This is a genomic window from Streptomyces sp. NPDC127100, assembly GCF_042724095.1.
In the GTDB taxonomy this organism is placed as follows: Bacteria; Actinomycetota; Actinomycetes; order Streptomycetales; family Streptomycetaceae; genus Streptomyces.
Window position 1 is genome coordinate 62,606 of the sequence record NZ_JBHXFL010000027.1, and the last position, 18,176, is coordinate 80,781.

General features: G+C 73.3%; 12 protein-coding genes and 1 pseudogene. 8 read left to right on the plus strand and 5 right to left on the minus strand.

Annotated features, from left to right (window positions below):
* Window positions 1-291: 291 nt before the first annotated feature.
* Window positions 292-1,635 carry an MFS transporter gene (locus ACFWJB_RS23030; RefSeq protein ID WP_386924456.1) on the plus strand — a complete coding sequence of 448 codons (1,344 nt, stop codon included), beginning with the start codon at window positions 292-294 and terminating at the stop codon, window positions 1,633-1,635.
* A gap of 177 nt (window positions 1,636-1,812) precedes the next feature.
* Here the strand turns inward: ACFWJB_RS23030 and ACFWJB_RS23035 are convergent, their stop codons facing one another.
* The gene (locus ACFWJB_RS23035) at window positions 1,813-2,409 is read right to left on the minus strand and encodes a TetR/AcrR family transcriptional regulator (protein WP_385470070.1); all 597 of its coding nucleotides are present in this window, start codon (window positions 2,407-2,409) and stop codon (window positions 1,813-1,815) included.
* Window positions 2,410-2,685: 276 nt separating this feature from the next.
* Between ACFWJB_RS23035 and ACFWJB_RS23040 the strand changes: the two genes are divergently transcribed.
* The 3 genes from ACFWJB_RS23040 to ACFWJB_RS23050 are packed head-to-tail and all read left to right on the plus strand — an operon-like array spanning window position 2,686 to window position 7,408.
* Window positions 2,686-4,260: a class I adenylate-forming enzyme family protein gene (locus ACFWJB_RS23040; RefSeq protein WP_386924458.1), complete on the plus strand. Its 1,575-nt coding sequence runs from the start codon at window positions 2,686-2,688 to the stop codon at window positions 4,258-4,260.
* A 29-nt stretch (window positions 4,261-4,289) separates the two neighbouring features.
* Window positions 4,290-5,465 carry an acyl-CoA dehydrogenase family protein gene (locus ACFWJB_RS23045; protein ID WP_386924460.1) on the plus strand — a complete coding sequence of 392 codons (1,176 nt, stop codon included), beginning with the start codon at window positions 4,290-4,292 and terminating at the stop codon, window positions 5,463-5,465.
* A gap of 53 nt (window positions 5,466-5,518) precedes the next feature.
* The gene (locus ACFWJB_RS23050) at window positions 5,519-7,408 is read left to right on the plus strand and encodes an alkyl/aryl-sulfatase (RefSeq protein ID WP_386924462.1); all 1,890 of its coding nucleotides are present in this window, start codon (window positions 5,519-5,521) and stop codon (window positions 7,406-7,408) included.
* Window positions 7,409-7,439: 31 nt separating this feature from the next.
* Here the strand turns inward: ACFWJB_RS23050 and ACFWJB_RS23055 are convergent, their stop codons facing one another.
* Window positions 7,440-10,076, minus strand: coding sequence for a SpoIIE family protein phosphatase (locus ACFWJB_RS23055; protein WP_385470063.1), 2,637 nt, complete (start codon window positions 10,074-10,076; stop codon window positions 7,440-7,442).
* Between the two features lie 324 nt (window positions 10,077-10,400).
* On the opposite strand from ACFWJB_RS23055, the gene ACFWJB_RS23060 reads away from it, so the two are divergent.
* Window positions 10,401-10,625 (plus strand): hypothetical protein, encoded by a 225-nt coding sequence (locus ACFWJB_RS23060; RefSeq protein WP_385470061.1) that lies wholly within the window; start codon window positions 10,401-10,403, stop codon window positions 10,623-10,625.
* 23 nt (window positions 10,626-10,648) lie between these two features.
* A pseudogene (locus ACFWJB_RS23065) lies at window positions 10,649-10,864 on the plus strand (monooxygenase); the annotation flags it as partial.
* 25 nt (window positions 10,865-10,889) lie between these two features.
* On the opposite strand, the gene ACFWJB_RS23070 reads toward ACFWJB_RS23065, so the two are convergent.
* Complete coding sequence (locus ACFWJB_RS23070) at window positions 10,890-11,342, minus strand: Lrp/AsnC family transcriptional regulator (protein ID WP_386924465.1); 453 nt, start codon at window positions 11,340-11,342, stop codon at window positions 10,890-10,892.
* A 122-nt stretch (window positions 11,343-11,464) separates the two neighbouring features.
* Between ACFWJB_RS23070 and ACFWJB_RS23075 the strand changes: the two genes are divergently transcribed.
* Window positions 11,465-12,394, plus strand: coding sequence for an SMP-30/gluconolactonase/LRE family protein (locus tag ACFWJB_RS23075; protein ID WP_386924487.1), 930 nt, complete (start codon window positions 11,465-11,467; stop codon window positions 12,392-12,394).
* A 19-nt stretch (window positions 12,395-12,413) separates the two neighbouring features.
* Here the strand turns inward: ACFWJB_RS23075 and ACFWJB_RS23080 are convergent, their stop codons facing one another.
* Window positions 12,414-13,226 carry a phytanoyl-CoA dioxygenase family protein gene (locus ACFWJB_RS23080; protein WP_385470319.1) on the minus strand — a complete coding sequence of 271 codons (813 nt, stop codon included), beginning with the start codon at window positions 13,224-13,226 and terminating at the stop codon, window positions 12,414-12,416.
* Window positions 13,227-13,575: 349 nt separating this feature from the next.
* Here ACFWJB_RS23080 and ACFWJB_RS23085 point away from each other — a divergent pair, with 349 nt between their 5' ends.
* Entirely contained in the window at window positions 13,576-17,199 is a 3,624-nt protein-coding gene (locus tag ACFWJB_RS23085) for a TIM-barrel domain-containing protein (RefSeq protein ID WP_386924467.1), read from the plus strand.
* 72 nt (window positions 17,200-17,271) lie between these two features.
* Here the strand turns inward: ACFWJB_RS23085 and ACFWJB_RS23090 are convergent, their stop codons facing one another.
* The gene (locus ACFWJB_RS23090; protein WP_385470316.1) at window positions 17,272-18,006 is read right to left on the minus strand and encodes a L,D-transpeptidase family protein; all 735 of its coding nucleotides are present in this window, start codon (window positions 18,004-18,006) and stop codon (window positions 17,272-17,274) included.
* Between the last annotated feature and the right edge of the window lie 170 nt (window positions 18,007-18,176).

The window sequence follows — 18,176 nt, forward strand, 5'->3', positions numbered from 1 at the left end:
CGGCCGGCGACCGCCTCGACGGGGTCGCCGCCGTTCTTCAACAGGGCCCGCGCCCTGTCCCGCGTGCGGACGCGCTGCCGCCTGCGCCTGCGCCTGTGCGCGTGTCTGCGCATGTGCTTTCCCGCGCCCGTGTCTGCGCCCATGCCTGCGCCCATGCCTGCGCCCGCCTCGCGTTCACGTGACGGTCCGTCGCGACCGTTGACCCAGGAGAGGACGGGAAGTACGTTGCCGAACTACGAGATAGTTAATGGACAAGTAGTTCAGTAACGCGAACCGAGCCATGGAGCCGCTGTGGTCGTCCGTCCCCTCCCGTCCCGACGCTCCTCGCCCGCACCGGCCCCGGAGCCGCCGGCGTTCGACCGGCCGCGTGCCTGGCTGGTCCTCGTGATGGTCGTCGCCTTCATGATGATCAACTACGCGGACAAGTCCGTCCTGGGCCTCGCCGCCGTGCCCCTCATGGACGAACTGGGCATGGACAAGAGCACCTACGGGCTGGTCTCCAGCGCTTTCTACGCGCTGTTCAGCGTCTCCGGCCTGGTGGTCGGACTCCTGTCCGCCCGCTGGTCGACGCGCGCCCTGCTGCTCGCCATGGCCGCCCTGTGGGCCGTGGCCCAACTGCCGGTCCTGGTGGCCACCGTGCCCGCGCTGATCGCGGGGCGGCTGCTGCTGGGGGCCGCGGAAGGGCCGGCCGCGTCCATGTCGATGCACGCCCTCTACGCCTGGTTTCCGCCGGGCCGGCGCGGGATGCCCTCGGCCCTGCAGATCGGCGGTGCGGCCCTCGGCACCGCCGTCTCGGCCCCCGTGCTGACCTGGTTCATCGTGCACCTGGGCTGGCGCTCGGCCTTCATCGCCCTGGCGGTCACCAGCGCCACCTGGTGCGTCGTCTGGTACGCCGTCGGCCGGGACGGCCCCTACGGCGGTGCCGCCCCGGAGCCCCGGACGGCCCCCGAGGCCGCCGACCGGGACGACGCCCGGCCGGCGGCGGCCGCCCCGCCCGCGCTGTGGCGGCTGCTGCTCAGCGGCACCGTCGTGGGAGGTGTCCTCAGCGCCTTCGGCTCGCACTGGGCGCTGGCACTGTCCAACGCCTGGCTGCCGGTCTACCTCCAGACCGAACTCGGCTTCGGCGCGACGGGCGCGTCGGCCGCCATCAGTGCCGTGTCGGCGCTGAGCCTGGTCCTGCTGCTGACCGTGCCGGCGCTGGTCGACCGGCGCAAGCGGCGGGGCCGCGCGGGACGGGCCACCGACGGTCTCGCCCAGGGTCTGGCGGTACTGGTCTCCGCCGCGGCGCTGGTCCTGCTGCCCTTCGCGGACCAGCGGCCGACGCAACTTGCCCTGATCGCGGTGGCGTTCGGCTGCCACTCGGTCGCCCTGCCCCTGCACTACGTGACCACGGCGGCCGTCGTGCCCGCGGCCCGGCGCGGTGCGGTCTTCGGGGTGGTGGCTGCGACCGGCACCCTGCCGGGCATGTTCGTGCCCTTCCTCACCGGCCACATGGTGGACGGCGCGGTCTCCGAGGCCGCGGGGTACTCGGCGGCCTTCCTGCTCTCCGCGGTCGTGCTGGCCGGATGCGGTGTGGCGGCCATGGCCATGATCCGCCCGGCACGCGACGCCCGGACCCTCGGCGGGGAGGGCTGAACGACCGACGACGGTCGACCGCCCCCGGGCGCCACCCGGGGTCGGCCGCGTCCCGTGCCAGGCCGGTCCCGCCCCGTCCGGGCTCGTGCCGCACGCCCTCGCGCCGTGTCCCTCCCGCCCCGCCGCGCGCACGCGCACCGCGCGCACGCGCACCGCGCGCACGCGCACCGCGTCGGTTCAGGTCGGCCGGTCGAAGCCCGTGGCCCAGTAGCGGCCGCGGAGGGCGAGGTCGAGCAGCATGCGGACGACCTCCTCGGCCGGCATCGGCGGGGCCTCGTGCTCCACCCACCACTGGAGCACGGACACCTGCTCGCCCACCCAGACCCGGGCCAGCAGCTCGGCGTCGATGCGCGGCTTGACGTCGTTGCGCTCGGACCGGCCGCGGAACTCCTCGGCGGCGACCCGTGCGCACGCCTGCGTGAACATCCGCAGCGGCTTGCCGTCCCCCTCGCCCCGCAGCACGATCCGGTACAGGTCGCGCTCCTGCCGGGCATGGCGCAGCATCTCCAGCACCGGCTTGCCGGTGAAGCCCACGGCGCTCTCCGTCACCGCCGGACGCAGCCGCTCGTCGAGCTCGTCGAGCAGATCGCGGGTGACCCGGGCGAACAACTCGTCCTTGTCACGGAAGTGGCTGTAGAAGGTCGCGCGCGCCACGTCCGCGCGCTGGGTGATGTCCTCGACGCTCAGCGCCGTGAACCCCCTCTCCAGCACGAGCTGCACCAGGGCGTCGCGCAGCGCCCTGCGTGTCTTGCGGATGCGTCTGTCCTCGGCCATCCCCGTCGTCCGTCTCCCTAGGGCCTGTCGTTCGGATCAGGCCGGCGTCGCCCGGGACGCGCCGTCCGTCACAGCCGGTCTGATCCAAATGACAGACCCCAGCCGGTCCCGTGCGGCCCGGCGGCGCCAGTCCGGCCGAGCGGCAGTCAGTCTACGGACTCTTGACAAGCGATGCGTTACCGAACAATGTGTCTGGAAACAAACATCGAGTCCAATGGGTGAGGCGCCCACCCGCCCCGGACCGCCAACCGCCCCCACCCGCACAGGAGTCCGTCGGTGAACCTCGGCATCTACCTCACCCGCAGCGCCCGGCACTGGCCCGAACACCCCGCTCTGATTTGCGACGACCGCATGTGGACCTACGCCCACCTGGAGGAGCGCGCCAACCGGCTGGCCTCCGCGCTCGTACGGCGCGGTCTGGGCCCCGACGACGCCGTGGCCTGCCTCGGCTGGAACCGGGGCGAACTGGTCGAGGTCGAGTTCGCCCTGTACAAGGCCGGACTGATCAGGGTCCCGGTCAACGCCCGCCTCGGCCGGGGCGAGATCGAGCACATCCTGCTCGACGCCCCCGTACGCGTCCTGGTCTTCGACGAGGCCCACCGCGAGGACGCCCTGGCGGCCCTGGCGGCGGCGGGCACCGACTGCGTAGCGGTCGCGCTGGACGGCGAGAAGGGCACGGGCGGGACCGACGGCGAACCCCTGCCGTACGAGGACCTGCTCGCCGAGGGCGACGCCGCCCCCGTGGCCGTCGACGTCACCGAGGACACGCCCGCCGTCCTCAACTTCACCTCGGGATCGACGGGTTCGCTCAAGGCGGCGGTGCAGACCGTCGGCAACCGGCTCGCCAACATGCGCAAGACCCTCATGAACGACGAGTCGCGCCCCCGCCCCGACACCCGCTACCTGGCCTGCGGCCCCATCACGCACGCCACCGGCATGGTCCTGCTGGCCGGCGTCTTCGGCGGTTCCACCACGCACGTTCTGCCGAACTGGAGCCCGCAAACGTTCCTCGACACCGTGGAACGCGAGCGCATCACCGCGACCTTCCTGGTCCCGGCGATGCTCAACACGGTGCTCGCCCACCCCGGCGCCGCCGACCGCGACCTGTCCAGCCTCACAAGCGTCCGCGTCGGCGGAGCGCCCGTCTCCCCGCAGCGGCTGCGCGACGCCGTCGCCCTGTTCGGCCCCGTCGTGGCCCAGGGCTACGGCCTGGCCGAAACCACCAGTGTGGTCGCCGGCCTCTCCGGCGCCGACATCGCCCGGGCCGTCACCGAGGACCCCGAACTCCTCCAGTCCTGCGGCAGGGCCGCCTACGACACCGAGGTCAGGATCGTCGACGAGCGGGGGAGCACCCTCCCGCCCCGCGAGGTCGGCGAGATCATCGTGCGCGGCCCCGACTGCGTACGCCGGTACTGGCGCGCACCGGAACTGTCCGCCCAGACCTTCCGCGACGGCTGGGTGCACACCGGCGACCTCGCCTGGATGCGCGAGGACGGCTACCTGTTCCTCGTCGACCGCAAGAAGGACATGATCATCTCCGGCGGGTTCAACATCTACAGCACCGAGGTCGAGACCGTCCTGTACGAGCACCCCGCCGTCCAGGAGGCCTGCGTGGTCGGTGTCCCGGACGAGAAGTGGGGCGAGGCGGTCAAGGCCGTCGTCGTGACCCAACCCGGCGCGCAGGTCACCTCCGACGAACTGGCCGACTTCTGCGCCCGGCGCCTGGACCGCTTCAAGAAGCCGCGGTCGGTCGACTTCGTCGGCGAACTCCCGCACAACCGCAACGGCAAGCTCGACCGCAAGGCCGTCCGCGAACCGTACTGGGCGCACGCCACCCGCCGCGTGCACTGAACCGAACCGAAGACCCGGAGCACCCCGCCATGACCTTCTCCTTCCGTCCCGTCCCCGACGAACCCCGGCTCGCCGGCCTCGTCACCCGCCTGCGCGCCTACCTGGACGGCGAACTCGCCCAGTACGAACACGACAACGGCATCACCCACACCTCCCGCCTCACCCGTGCCGACCTGGAACCGGTGTGGAAACGCTGCCGGGAACTCGGCTTCTACGGCATCCACCTCCCCGAGGAGTACGGCGGCCAGGCCCTGACCTACACCGAACTGGCCGTCCTCAAGGAGGAGGTCGCGGCGAGCGGGCGCGTACTCGGCCACAGCGTCCTCGGCGACATGGGCGGCCCGCTGCGCGCCGGCGACATCCTCCGTCACGCCACCCCCCACCAGCTGGACACCTACCTGCTGCCCCTCGTCCGCGGCGAACGCGCCTGCTGCTTCTCCCTCACCGAGGCGGACGCCGGGTCCGACGTGCGTGCCATGCGCACCACCGCCGTCCGGGACGGCGACGGCTACCGGCTCACCGGACACAAGGTGTTCAGCTCCGCCGGGCCCTTCGCGGACTTCGCCGTCGTCGTGGCACGCATGGCGGACACCGAGGAGTCCTACTCCGCCTTCCTCGTCGACCTGGACAGCCCCGGATGCACGGTCGCCGAGGGCGCCACCCCCATGTCCGGCGAGCACATCGAGAGCGACATCGTCCTCGAGGACTGCCGGGTCCCCGCCGCCAACCTGCTGGGCGAGGAGGGCAAGGGTCTGCGCATCGCGCTGGGCCGCGTGACCGTCAACCGCCTCCTGCACTGCCCGTCGGCCGTCGGCGCCGCCCGCCGCGCCCTCCAGCTCTCCCGGGACCGCGCCCTCACCCGGACCGTGAACGGCAAGCCCCTGCTCGCCCTCCAGACCATCCAGCACAAGCTCGCCGACATGGCCGCCGGCCTGTACGCGGCACGCTCCATGACCTACGCCGCGCTGGCCGCCCTGGACCGCGGCGAGGACGTGCGGACCGAGGCGTTCATGTGCAAGCTCTTCGTGGCCGAGTCGGCCTTCCGGCTCCTCGACGAGGCGGTGCAGATCCACGGCAAGGAGGGGCTCACCCAGGGCAACGAGATCGAGTACCTCTTCCGCAAACTGCGCATGTTCCGGGTGCTGACCGGCACCTCGGAGATCCAGCGCAACGGCATCGCCAAGGGACTGGCGACCCTGGCCTGACCCGCCCCGCCCCGCCCGCCGACCGTCCCGTACCCCGACCAGAGGAAGACCGCATGCCCGGCACCACGCCCGCCCCCGCCCACCGACCGGCCGACGACGACCAGGACCTCGCCGACGCCGACCGCGGATTCGTCGCCCGGCTGCGGCCGGGCGTGGTGCGGGACGCGGCCGGCCGCACGGTCTGGGACGCGGACGCCTACGCCTTCCTCGACGGCGACTGCCCGCCCACCGCGAACCCCTCCCTGTGGCGACAGAGCCGCCTGACGGCCCGCCAGGGCCTGTACGAGGTCGTACCCGGGGTCTACCAGGTCCGCGGCCTGGACCTGTCGAACATCACCTTCGTCGAGGGCGACCGGGGCGTCCTCGTGATCGACCCGCTGATCAGCGCCGAGGTCGCGGCCGCCGCGCTCGCCCTGTACCGGGAGCACCGCGGCGACCGCCCGGTCACCGGCGTCCTCTACACCCACTCGCACATCGACCACTTCGGCGGCGTCCTCGGCGTCGCCGACCCCGCGGACGCCGCGGCCGGACGGCTCCCGGTGATCGCCCCCGCCGGATTCCTCGAGCACGCGGCCGGCGAGAACGTCGTCACCGGCCCCGCGATGGCCCGCCGCTCCGTCTACATGTACGGCACCGCCCTGCCCAAGGCGCCCGACGGCCAGATCGGCTGCGGCCTCGGCCAGACCACGTCCCTGGGCCGCGTCGGCCTCATCGCCCCCACCCTCGACGTGCACCGCACCGGACAGGGCGAGACCGTCGACGGCGTCCGCATGGTCTTCCAGCTCACCCCGGGCACCGAGGCACCGGCCGAGATGAACATCCACTTCCCCGACCTGCGGCTGCTGTGCGTGGCGGAGAACGCCTGCCACACCCTGCACAACGTCCTCACCCTGCGCGGCGCCCTGGTCCGCGACCCCAGCGCCTGGGCCCGGTACCTCACCGAGACGCTCCGCCTCTTCGCCGACACTACGGACGTCGTCTTCGCCTCCCACCACTGGCCCACCTGGGGACAGGACCGTGCCCTGCGCTTCCTGGAGGAACAGCGCGACGCCTACGCCTACCTCCACGACCAGTGCGTGCGCCTCATCAACGCCGGACACACCGGCGCCGAGATCGCGGAGGAACTGCGCTTCCCGCCCGCGCTGGAGGCACGCGCGCACATCGGCGGCCACTACGGCTCCCTCAGCCACAACGCCAAGGCCGTCTACCAGCGCTACATGGGCTGGTTCGACGGCAACCCGGCGCACCTGTGGCAGCACCCGCCCCGCGAAGCCGCCCTGCGCTACACCGAGTACATGGGCGGAGCGGACGCCGTGGTCGCCAGGGCACGCGCGTCCTTCGACGGCGGTGACCTGCGCTGGGTCGCCGAGGTGCTGAACCACGTCCTGTTCGCCGACCCCGGACACGCCGGGGCCCGCGCCCTCCAGGCCCAGACGTTCGAACGGCTCGGACACGGCTCCGAGTGCGGCCCCTGGCGCAACTTCTACCTGACCGGCGCCGCCGAACTGCGCGACGGCGTCCTGACCCCGCCCGGCCGCGGCGCGTCGTCGGGCATCACCGCCGCGCTGACCGTCGAGCAGATCTTCCAGTCCCTGGCCGTCCGCATCGACGGCCTCCGCGCCGCCGCGGCCGGACGGCTCATGCTGCGCTGGGAGATCACCGGTGACGACCCCGCGCCGGGCGCCTCCGCCGAGGTGTGGTCACTGCTGCTGTCCAACGGCGCCCTCACCCCGATGCCCGGAGACGCCCCGCGCGGCGAGGCGCCGCACCTCACCCTGCGCCTGACCCGCGCCACCCTCGACGCGGTCGTCGGCCGCGCCACCACGTTCCCCGAGGCCGTCAAGGCCGGGACGATCACCACGGACGGCGACCTCACCGCCCTGACCACCCTGGCCGGCCTCATGGAGCGTCCCGACCCCCGCTTCGCCGTCGTCACGCCGTGATCGACCCACCCGCCCTCCCGGCATCCCCGGATCAGGCGGGCGGGACGGGACGGACGGCGAGGACCGCGATGTCGTCGGCACTGTCGGCGCCCAGCCCGATCAGCAGCTCGTCGCAGAACGTGTCGAGGGGCTCGCGGGCCAGGGCGGCGGCGTACCGGCTCAGCCGGTCCAGGGCGACGTCGAGGACCTCGTCGCGGCGCTCGACCAGACCGTCGGTGTACAGCAGCAGCGTCGAGTGGGCCGGCAGCGCGTCGGACGCCGTCCGGCGGGCCACGTCGGCATCCATGCCGAGGAGCAGGCCCGCGCCCTGCTCGAGGTAGCGGGTCCCGCCGTCCCGGGTGGTGAGCAGGGGCGGCAGATGACCGGCGGAGGAGTGGTGCAGCTCCCAGGGGCCCTCGGCGGGGCCCTTGACGATGCCGTAGACGCAGGTGGCGGTGGCCTCCCGGTGGAGGCTGTGGTTCGCCAGGTCCAGCCGGTGCAGCACCTCCGCGGGCGGTTCCCGGCGGTCCACGGCGATGCCCCGGAGCATGCTCCGCAGCTGGCTCATGGCGATGGCCGCGTCGAGGTTGTGCCCCGTGACGTCGCCGATGACCACGGCGGTGTCCCCGCTGGGCACGACGAAGCTGTCGTACCAGTCACCGCCGACCTGCGCGGTGGTGGAGGAGGCGGCGTAGCGGGCGGCCATCTGAAGATGCCCGACGTCGGGCAGCACGGGCAGCAGGGAGAGCTGCAGCCGTTCGGCGATGCTGCGGGTCCGCTGGTACAGCCGGACGTTGTCCACGCCCAGGGCCAGGCTGTGCACCAGGTCGTCGACGAGGGACAGGTCCTCCTCGCCGAAGGGCGGGGCGCCGCCGGTCCGGGTGACCGTCAGCGCGCCGAAGATGTCCCGGCGGGCCCGCAGCGGGGCGACGACGGCGCTGCCCGCGCCGAGCCGCCGGAACAGGTCGGCGTAGTCCCGGTCGAGTTCGCTCACGGCCTGCCCGGGGGTCGGGGGCCCGGTGAGCAGCAGGGGTCCCGCCCCGCGCAGCGCCCGGGCCAGCGGGCCGCGCGAGACCTCGGACACCGGCGGCAGCCGGCCCTCGCACGCCTCGGGACGCAGCCCGCGCGCGTCCCGGTGGACGACACAGACCCGGTCCACCTGGGCGTGCTCGGTGAACAGGTCCACCGCGCACCAGTCGGCCATCCGCCGCGTGAGCAGCCCGCCGACGCGCCGCAGGCCCTCGTCCAGGTCCAGGGTGTTGGAGAGTTCGGCCGCCGTGTCGGCCAGCAGGGACAGCCGGTCCAACGCCGTCATGGCGTGACCGGCGCCCTGCGGCGGCCGGGCGCGCGGGGGAGCGGCCGGCGAGCGGTCCCTGCCCGGGTCCGGCAGCGGGGCCCGCCGGTGTCCGTGCACCCGCCCCGGCGAGTCGAGCGACGTCGTGGCCCGCGGGGAGAGCTGGCCCACGAAGACGGTGCGGCCGTCGGCCGTCTCCTGCGTCTGGATGTACAGCCGGACCGGAAGCAGCCGGCCGTCGCGGTGCAGCGCCGGAAGCGGCACGGACCGGCCCACGATGCGGGTGCGTCCGGTGAGCAGCATGGACGTGAAGGCCGCGGTGTGCCGTTCACGCAGGTGCTCGGGGATGAGGGTGGTGAGCTTGCGTCCGACCAGATCGTCCGGGCTCCAGCCGAGCAGGTCCGCCGCCGGCCCGTTCGCCGCGATGATGCGGTTGGTCTCGTCGGCTGCGATGGTCGGGAGCCGGCCGGCCCGCACGTGGGAGACGTCCCACGGCAGCAGGTCCGAGGAGGTGACCTCCGGCTCGCGGGGGAGCACGGTCCACGCGGTCGGCCGGTCCCCGGCGAGCTGACCGGCGATCTCGTCGAACAGCCAGTCCTGGAAGGCGCGTCCGCGCGGCAGCGCGGGCAGGGTCAGCAGACGCTCCCCCCGGGCCGCCTCCTCGGCCGTCTCGAGCACGCGGCGCAGTGTGCGCACCGCCGGTGCCGCGTCGGCCGGGAGTGCCAGGAACACGGAGCGCAGGTCCGCGTCGGCGGCCGGCTGGGCCGGGGTGGCCGTCAGACCGGCGCTGATCAGGTTGTTGGTGTCGTGGGCGGTGGCGAGGTCCCGCGGCCGCACGTCGAGGTGGTCCCCGGCGAACGCGGCGAGGGTCAGCTCGTGCAGCAGGGCGTGCCGGTGCTGCTGCGCCGCCGAGCACAGGGCGCTGGGCACGTCGACGAGGCTCACCGTCCTCCCGTGCGGATCCGGCGGGGCGTCGGCCTCCCACCCGGGCGACGGCGGCGGCGGACCGTCGGGCCACAGCTCGAACCACACGGTCTTGTCCGCGTCACCCGCGTCGGTCCCGTGCCGCGACGCCAACTGCTCGACCAGCGGCAGCCCTTGCCCCGTACCGGCGTACGGCGGTGAGTTGCGCGGTACGGGACCGCGAAGGGGCCGGCGGTCGCCGACCGCCACGCGTACCCGGCCGTCGTGCACGCGGACCTCCACCTCGATCCCGGTGCCGGTGTGCAGCACCGCGTTGGTGACCAGCTCGCCGGTGAGGAGCTGGGCGGTGTCGCTCAGGTCCGGCGCGACGCGCTCGAGCGCCGCGCGCACGAACCCTCGAGCCGCCGCGGCGCTCCGCGGCTCCCCGGAAAAGCGCTGTGACACGGCCTCCGGCGGATCGGGATGGTCCATGTCTCCAGTGTGTGCCCCCGTGGCCGGGAACGCGGGACGCCGGGCGGCAGGGCCCCGGCCGGCGTCCGCGGTCGTCCGCCGTCCGGGTGAGGGGCCCCGCGGTGGCCACGGGCGGCGGCACGGGGGCGGGTCTGGTGGGCGGCGGACCACTCCGATAGCTTTCTCGCGTGGCCCCGCGTTCTCCCCCGTGCGCGGGGCCACACCGACGGCCGGAGCCTCGCGACGGTCGACGTGCCCGGTGAGGCGGGACGCGGAACGGGCAGAATCCCTCACAACAGGCCGAGCGGCGACCACCGCCGCTCGCGGTTCGAGAGGGGTCGGTGCGTGGGTGAGCGGCAGGACCGGGAGTGGACCGCTATGACCCCGGGGGACTTCGACGTGGAGGCCCCGCTGCGGCTGAACGTGCGCACCGGTCCCACCACCGTTCCGGCCGAGCCGGACGAGTACGGCACGGCCCCCCTGTTCGGGGACACGGCACCCGAGCGGACCACCCCGCGCCGGGACCGGCCGCGGGCCAGACCGACTGGCGCGCAGGAACGCCTGTTCTGACCCGGGAGCCATGATCACGGGGCAGGCTGCTGACCGAGCTGATGGACCTCGACGAGGTGAACCGCCATCTCATCGAGAAGATCACCGCCTTCGGCATCCGCTACGACTTCGGCGAAGGTCCTGACCTGCTCGGCCGCCGCCTGCCCGGCATCGACGTGCAACACGGCCGCCTCTACGGTCTGCCGCGTCGCGGCCGTGGCCTGCTGCCGGACCGCACCGGACGCCTGGGAGTTCCGGGAGCGCCGGGACGGCACGGCCCGAGAATCAGGGCTGTTCGGTGGCTCTGGGGGAGACAGCCCGCTCGAAGAAGGTCTCCAGGACGACGGTGGCCTGCGTCCCGCTGACGCCGTCGATCGCGTAGATCCGGCGGAGCACGTCCTGCAGTTGCTCGGTGGTCGCGGTCCTGACCTTCACCAGCACCGAGGCACTGCCGGCCGTGATGTGCGCCTCGAGTATCTCGGGGATCGCGGCGAAGCCCTCCGAGGAATCACCCATCCACGCGGTCGAGTCGACCGTCACATAGGCCAGGACACCGCCGCCGACCGTCGCCGGGTCCACCTCGGCGACGGTGCGCCGGATGACGCCGCGCGAGCGCAGCTTGCGCACGCGTTCGTGGGCGGCTCCCGCCGACAGGCCGACTGCCCGGCTCAGAACGGCGTAGGACTGGGTGGCGTCCTGCTGGAGCAGCTCCAGCAGGACACGATCGATGTGATCCACGACTCTCCATTCGGCTTCTGCTTGATCAGACCATATCCGATCCAGCAATCTTGCCGATGTGCCGCATATGATTCGGTGCTGGCGAGGACAAGGGGAGAGTCGTGGCCGACGAGCTGTACGAGATGTTCGACGACCGGTTCCGTACCGGGAGATGCATGAACGGTGACGCCGGCCTCGAGGTGCTGGCGACCGGTTGCCGGTGGGCCGAAGGGCCGGTCTACGTGCCCGCCTGGCGGCAGTTGGTCTGGAGCGACATCCCCAATGACCGGATGCTGCGCTGGGACGAGGAGACCGGCGAGGTCGGCGTCTTCCGCCGCTCCGCCGGGCACACCAACGGCAACACCCTCGACCGGCAGGGCCGGCTGATCACCTGTGAACAGGGCAACCGCCGGGTGACCAGGACCGAACACGACGGCAGCCGCACCGTGCTGGCCGATCGCTGGCAGGGCAAGCGTCTGAACAGCCCGAACGACGCGGCCGTGAAGTCCGACGGCTCGATCTGGTTCTCCGACCCGGATTTCGGTATCACCAGCGACTACGAGGGCCACCGTGCCGAGAGCGAGATCGGCGCCAACAACGTCTACCGCGTCGACCCGGACAGCGGCGAAGTGCGCCTGGTCGCCGACTGCTTCGCAGCCCCGAACGGCCTGGTCTTCTCGGCCGACGAGCAGCAGCTCTTCGTCTCCGACACCCGGGCCGGCTGCATCCGGGTCTTCGACGTGCGCGAGAACGGCACGCTGTCCGAGGGCAAGGTCTTCGCCGACGCCGCCGGCCGCACGAACGCCCGCTTCGACAATCTCCGCTTCGACGACGGGGGCCGGCTCTGGGCTGCCGCGATGAACGACGGAGTGCACTGCTACGACCCCGACGGCACGCTCATCGGGCGGCTCGACGTGCCCGAGGCGGTCTCCAACATCGCCTGGGGCGGCGCCAAGCGCAACCGACTCTTCATCACCGCGGAGACCAGCCTCTACTCCCTGGTCATGGGGGTCACGGGCACCCATCCGACCGGACCGGGACACCAGCCGTGGCTGGACGCGGCAGCACACTGAACGTCCTGCGGAGGGATGCCTAGCCGGCGCTGCGGTCGGTGCCGTCCCCGTCCGGACAGGGGGTGGCCCGTCCGAGTCCCCGGCGGATCGTGATCTCCACCGGTGAGTAGGCGCCGTCGGCTCGCTCCAGTTCGTACGGCGCGGCCGGCATCAGCGGCGGCTGGGCCATGAAGCGCGGCCGCACCCCGTGGTGCGGTTGCGCCGCGTGCACCAGGAACGGGTGGCACAGGAAGACGTCGCCCGGGGACCCGGTGGCGAGGGCGACGGGCCGGTCGCCGGACACCGCCGCCAGATCGGGTGCGAGAGTCAACCCGCTCGCCCCGTCCTCCCCGTACTTCTCCAGCACCTTCGGCACGTCGAGGTGCGAGCCGATCCGGATCCGGGTCGGGGCGTCCTCCTCACCGACCTCGCTGAACAGGAACAGCATCAGCAGCGCCCGGCCCCGGGAGAGCAGATTCGTGAAGTACCAGCTCTCGCCCTCCGGCAGATAGCTGCCCTCGATGTGCCAGCCCGCGTCGTCGGGCTCCTCCTCGTGCGGGAAGCGCAACGGGAACGTGCCCAGCGAGTAGCGCGGCTCCCACCGCCCCGCGCCTACGAGCAGGTCGTACGCGCGGTGCAGGGCCGGGGAGTTGGGTGCGGCGGCGAACGGCCCCTGCCCCATGCCGGGCACCCAGTGCACCGGCCGCGTCCACGTCGCCGGATCGTCCGGGTCGCAGCCCGTCTCCCGCCACAGCAGCCGCGCGCAGTCCACGGCCACGCGCGGCGCGACGGCGCCCTCCAGCTTCACGAAGCCGTCGCGGAGGAAGCGGGATACCAAGAGCGTGTCGTCCATGCCCTCCATCGTGCGGCGACCCCGCCCCGGTCACCCGACAGCAACCGCACCGCCTTTGTCGGGTGCCGACGGAGTATCGGCCGCGCCCGGCGCGGTCCAGCCCGTCGAGTCGAGCTATCGTGCTCGGAACTGCTCGAAACAGCTTTGCATCGAGCACGTATTGACATGTCCGGGCCGGGCCCGCCAGAGTCGTGCACCGACAGTGCTCCTGCTGTGACGCGGACAGCCCGCTGGGGGGGCGTTGCCGTCATGCCCGACATGCCCGCTGCGTCCGGCCCGTCCTCCCGGCGCGCAACCGCCGCCACCGACGCGCACGCGGCCGCAGCGCCGACCGATCCCGGAGGGCACCATGACCGGTCAGTCCCGAGCGCGCCTGCTCGCCGCCGCCCTGGCCGCTGCGCTGCTCGCGGTCGCGGTGCCGTCGTACGCGGGCACCCGTGACGCGCCCGCCGCCACCGGCGGCCGGCTCGGCGAGGCCACCGGCTTCACCGCGGACGGCGACACCTACACCGTCACCTCGGGCGACGCGAAACTCCGCCTCAGCTTCCCCGACGACGACCTCCTGCGCGTCCGCCTCGCCCCGGACGGGCACTTCACCGACCCGGCGAACGACGACCCCGCCGACCCCTCCGCCCCCGACGCGGACATCGTCGTCAAGACCGACTACCAGGGCGCCCACTCGACGCACACCGAGACCAACGACGCGTACGTCGTCCGCACCGACGCGGCGACCCTGACGGTCACCAAGTCGCCCGTCACCCTGGCCCTCGCCGACGAGCACGGCAGACAGCTGTGGCGGGAGACCGCACCGCTGTCCTGGTCCGCCGACGGAACAGCGCAGACCCTCGGACAGGGCGCGCGGGAGCAGTTCTTCGGCGGCGGCATGCAGAACGGCCGCTTCAGCCACCGCGGCCGGAGCATCGACATCAGCCGCGACTACGACTGGAACGACGGCGGCAACCCGAACGCGGCGCCGTTCTACCTCTCCAGCAACGGCTACGGCGTCCTGCGCAACACCTTCGCCCCCGGGCGCTACGACTTCGGCGCACCGGTGCGCACCACCCACCAGGAGCAGCGCTTCGACGCCTACTACTTCGTCGGCGACGCCAAGCAGGTCATCGACGGCTACACCGAGCTCACCGGCCGCCCCGCCCTGCTGCCGATGTACGCCATGGAACTCGGCGACGCCGACTGCTACCTCCACAATGCCAACCGCGGTGAACGCCGGACGCTGCGCGACTCCCGCGAGATCGCCGACGGCTACGCCCGGCAGGGCATGCCGCTCGGCTGGATGCTCGTCAACGACGGCTACGGCTGCGGCTATGAGGACCTCCCCGAAACCGGCGCCATGCTGCACGGAAACGGCGCCGAACTCGGGCTGTGGACCGAGGCGGACCTGACCGGGCAGCAGGCCGAGGTCGCCGCCGGGGTGCGGGTGCGCAAGACCGACGTCGCCTGGGTCGGCCCCGGTTACCGCTTCGCCCTGGACGCCTGCGAGAAGGCGCGGGACGGCATCGAGGAGCACAGCGCCGACCGCGCGACCGTGCTCACCATCGAGGGCTGGGCCGGCACCCAGCGCTGCGGCGCCCTGTGGAGCGGCGACCAGTCGGGCTCGTGGGACTACATCCGCTGGCAGATCCCCACCTACGCCGGTTCCACCATGTCGGGCCAGCCGGTCACCACCGGCGACGTCGACGGCATCTTCGGCGGCAGCGCCGAGACCTACGTGCGCGACCTGCAGTGGAAGATGCTCCTGCCGACGACCTACGCCATGAGCGGCTGGGCGGCGAGCGACAAGCAGCCCTGGCGGTACGGCGCGCCGTACACCGAGATCAACAAGAAGTACCTGCTGCTGCACGAGCGGCTGCTGCCCTACCTCTACACACACCTGGCGAACGCCACGAGGACGGGCGTCGGTCCCACCCGACCCCTGTACCTCAACTACCCCGACGACCCGGCCACCTGGGGTGACGAGGCGAAGTACGAGTTCCTGGCCGGGGACGACCTCCTGGTCGCCCCCGTCCACGAGGACAGCGACGTCCGCGACGGCATCCACCTGCCCGAGGGCCGCTGGGTCGACTACTGGACCGGCCGTGTCCACGAGGGCGGACGGACCCTGGACGGCTACAGGGCCCCGCTGGACACGCTCCCGCTGTTCGTGCGCGCCGGCGCGATCGTGCCCATGTTCCCCGAGGGCACGACCGACTGGGCGCAGGGCAAGAAGGCGGGCCGTCTCGACCTCGACATCTACCCCGAGGGCGACTCCGCCTTCACCCTCTACGAGGACGACGGCCGTACCCGCGCCCACGCCGACGGCGAGTCGGCCACGCAGCGCATCGAGGTGACCGCGCCGGACGCCCGCGACCGCGGACCCGTGGACATCCGCATCGGCGCGCTCCGGGGCGCGTACGACGGCAAGCCCGCACAGCGGCGCTACGGCCTGACCGTGCACACGGACACCGACCCGTCCGGCGTCCGGGCCGCAGGGCAGCGGCTGCGGGAGGTGGCGTCCGCACGCGAACTGGAGGCGGCCCCGTCCGGCTGGTACTACGACGCAGGAACCGGCGTCGTCCACGTCAGGACCGCCCAGGTGTCCTCGGACCGGCCGGTGACGGTGCGCGTCGACGGAGCCGGCTCCGTGGGCGGCACGCACCCCGAGGACCGTGCCGTCGGCCTCGACGCCCGCACCGCGGCCGTCGGCACCGTCGGCACGTCCCAGCAGGTCGACGTCGCGGTCACCAACAGCACCGGCAAGCCGGTCGCGGTGACCGGAGCGGCCGTCGCCGCCCCCGAGGGCTGGCGGGTGGCCGCGACCGGGCCGACAAGCACCCGGGCCCTGCCGGACGGCGGCACCTTCACGGCGCGCTTCACCGTGACGCCCCCGAAGGACGCCGCGCCGGGCAGCTACGGCATCTCCGCCGAGGCGTCCTACACCGCGCGGCAGCACCGCACCTACTCCGTGAGGACCCGGACCGACACCACACTGGCGCACCCGTCGCTCGCCTCGGCGGCCGACAACGTCGGCGTGACGGCCCAGGACGATCCCGCGCCGGGCGACATCGACGGGGGCGGCTCCAGCTTCATCGCCGAACGCCTCGCCCGGCAGGGCGCCTCCCCGGGCGCCACCGTGGAGGCGAACGGCTTCTCCTTCACCTGGCCGGCCGCGGCACCGGGCACCCCCGACAACGTCACGGGCAAGGGCCAGACCGTCCAGGTATCCGGCGGCGAGAAGGGCAACGCGCTGGCCTTCCTCGGCACCGGGACCAGCGCCAGCGCCGAGGGCACGGCGACCGTCCACTACACCGACGGCACGACCACCGAGGCCGAGCTGGGCTTCCCCAACTGGTGCTGCCTGCCCACCGACCGGTACGGGGCGAGGACCGCGATCACCACCAAGGGCAAGAACACCCCGTCCGGGCCCGCCTACGACACCGTCGACTACCGCCTCTACACCACGACGCTGCGTATCGATCCCGGCAAGGACGTCGCCGCCGTCACCCTGCCGGCCAACAGCGCCGTGCACGTCTTCGCGCTGGACGTGGGCAACGAGGACGTCGTTCCCCCGCCGATCCCGGACGGCCAGTACGCCCTGGCCCACACCGGCGGCGACGAACGGCTCGAGGCGCCCGGGGACGGCGAGGCCGGCCCGCTGCGGGTCGGCGCGGCCTCCACGTCGCCGTCGCAGAAGTGGAACGTGACGCGCGGCGACGACGGCACCTACGAGCTGAAGAACGCCGGCAGCGGCCTCTGCGCCGACGTGGCCGGCAGTTCGCAGGCCGCCGGAGCCGCGGTGGTCCAGTTCACCTGCACCGGCACCGCCAACCAGCGGTGGACCGTCACCTCGCGGGACGGGACGCTCATGCTGACGGCACGGCACAGCGGGCAGTCCCTCACCGCCACCGCCGACGGCCTCGTCGTCCAGTCCACCGACGACGGCGGAGCCCGGCAGCGCTGGCGGGCCACGCCCAGCTGACCCGGCGCGCACCCACCGGTCCCGCCACGGCACCCGTACCGGGCCGCGGCGGGACCGCTGCCGCCGCGCCCGCTACCGCGCCAGTGCCGAGGCGGGCCCCATGACGACGACCGGTCTCAGGTCGGGGTCCAGGGCGCGCAGCAGCGCGACCAGGTGCTCCTCGTCCAGGGACACGCAGGCGTTGGTCGGCCCGCCGTGATCCACGTGGATCCACACCCCGCCGCCCTTGTCCTCGCCCAGCGGCCGTGTCTTGTCCAGCGGGGTGGTGCCGGGCACCCGGTTGTAGTCGACGGCGATCACGTGGTCGAACGAGCCCTCCAGGTCCTCACCCAGGTGGCCGGTGCCCGAGAGGGCGAACTCGGGGTCCTGGTCGTAGGGGAGCCGGGTCCCCGGATCGGGCAGCCGGCCCCCCGCGTCGCCGATCCGGAAGACGCCGACGGGCGTGCGCAGGTCGCCCGCGGTGTGGTCCTCCGTCCAGCCGAGCAGCCCGTTGTGGGCCGACCAGGGGCCGGCCACGGCCTGCCAGCCCCGTGCGGGGTGCCGTTCGTAGAGCACCACCTGGGCCCGGTTGGAGTCCGGTGTCTCACCCCGGACCACCAGGGCCTGCCGGGTGGCGGCGGGCACGAGTGCCCGGACGGCGGGTCCCAGCCCGGGCAGCGGGCGGGCGGTCGGGACCGCCGGGGCGGGGCGCGGGGGCGCCGGTCGTGCGGGGGGCCCGTCGGGCGTCCGCGTGGAGCAGCCCGTTCCCAGCAGAACGGTGCACAACACCGCGCCGATCACCAGGGCCAGGGCTTTCCTGACGCTCATCTCAACCTCCGGTTCGGTAGGTGGGCACCTCATTGGTTGACCACCCGCGCGGCCGGGTCGTGCCGATGCCCCGGGTCTCGCCCGTATGGCGCACGGACGACGCCGTGCGCGGGGAGTGACGGAAGAGGACACCGCGGCGTCCGCCGGACGGGGGCGCACCGGTGCGGCGG

Bases quoted from the DNA above. Each gene is read 5' to 3' on its own strand.
- ACFWJB_RS23035 (WP_385470070.1), bottom strand. From the start codon at position 2,409: ATGGCCGAGGACAGACGCATCCGCAAGACACGCAGGGCGCTGCGCGAC.
- ACFWJB_RS23045 (WP_386924460.1), top strand. From the start codon at position 4,290: ATGACCTTCTCCTTCCGTCCCGTCCCCGACGAACCCCGGCTCGCCGGC.
- ACFWJB_RS23050 (WP_386924462.1), top strand. From the start codon at position 5,519: ATGCCCGGCACCACGCCCGCCCCCGCCCACCGACCGGCCGACGACGAC.
- ACFWJB_RS23055 (WP_385470063.1), bottom strand. From the start codon at position 10,076: ATGGACCATCCCGATCCGCCGGAGGCCGTGTCACAGCGCTTTTCCGGG.
- ACFWJB_RS23075 (WP_386924487.1), top strand. From the start codon at position 11,465: ATGTTCGACGACCGGTTCCGTACCGGGAGATGCATGAACGGTGACGCC.
- ACFWJB_RS23080 (WP_385470319.1), bottom strand. From the start codon at position 13,226: ATGGACGACACGCTCTTGGTATCCCGCTTCCTCCGCGACGGCTTCGTG.
- ACFWJB_RS23085 (WP_386924467.1), top strand. From the start codon at position 13,576: ATGACCGGTCAGTCCCGAGCGCGCCTGCTCGCCGCCGCCCTGGCCGCT.
- ACFWJB_RS23090 (WP_385470316.1), bottom strand. From the start codon at position 18,006: ATGAGCGTCAGGAAAGCCCTGGCCCTGGTGATCGGCGCGGTGTTGTGC.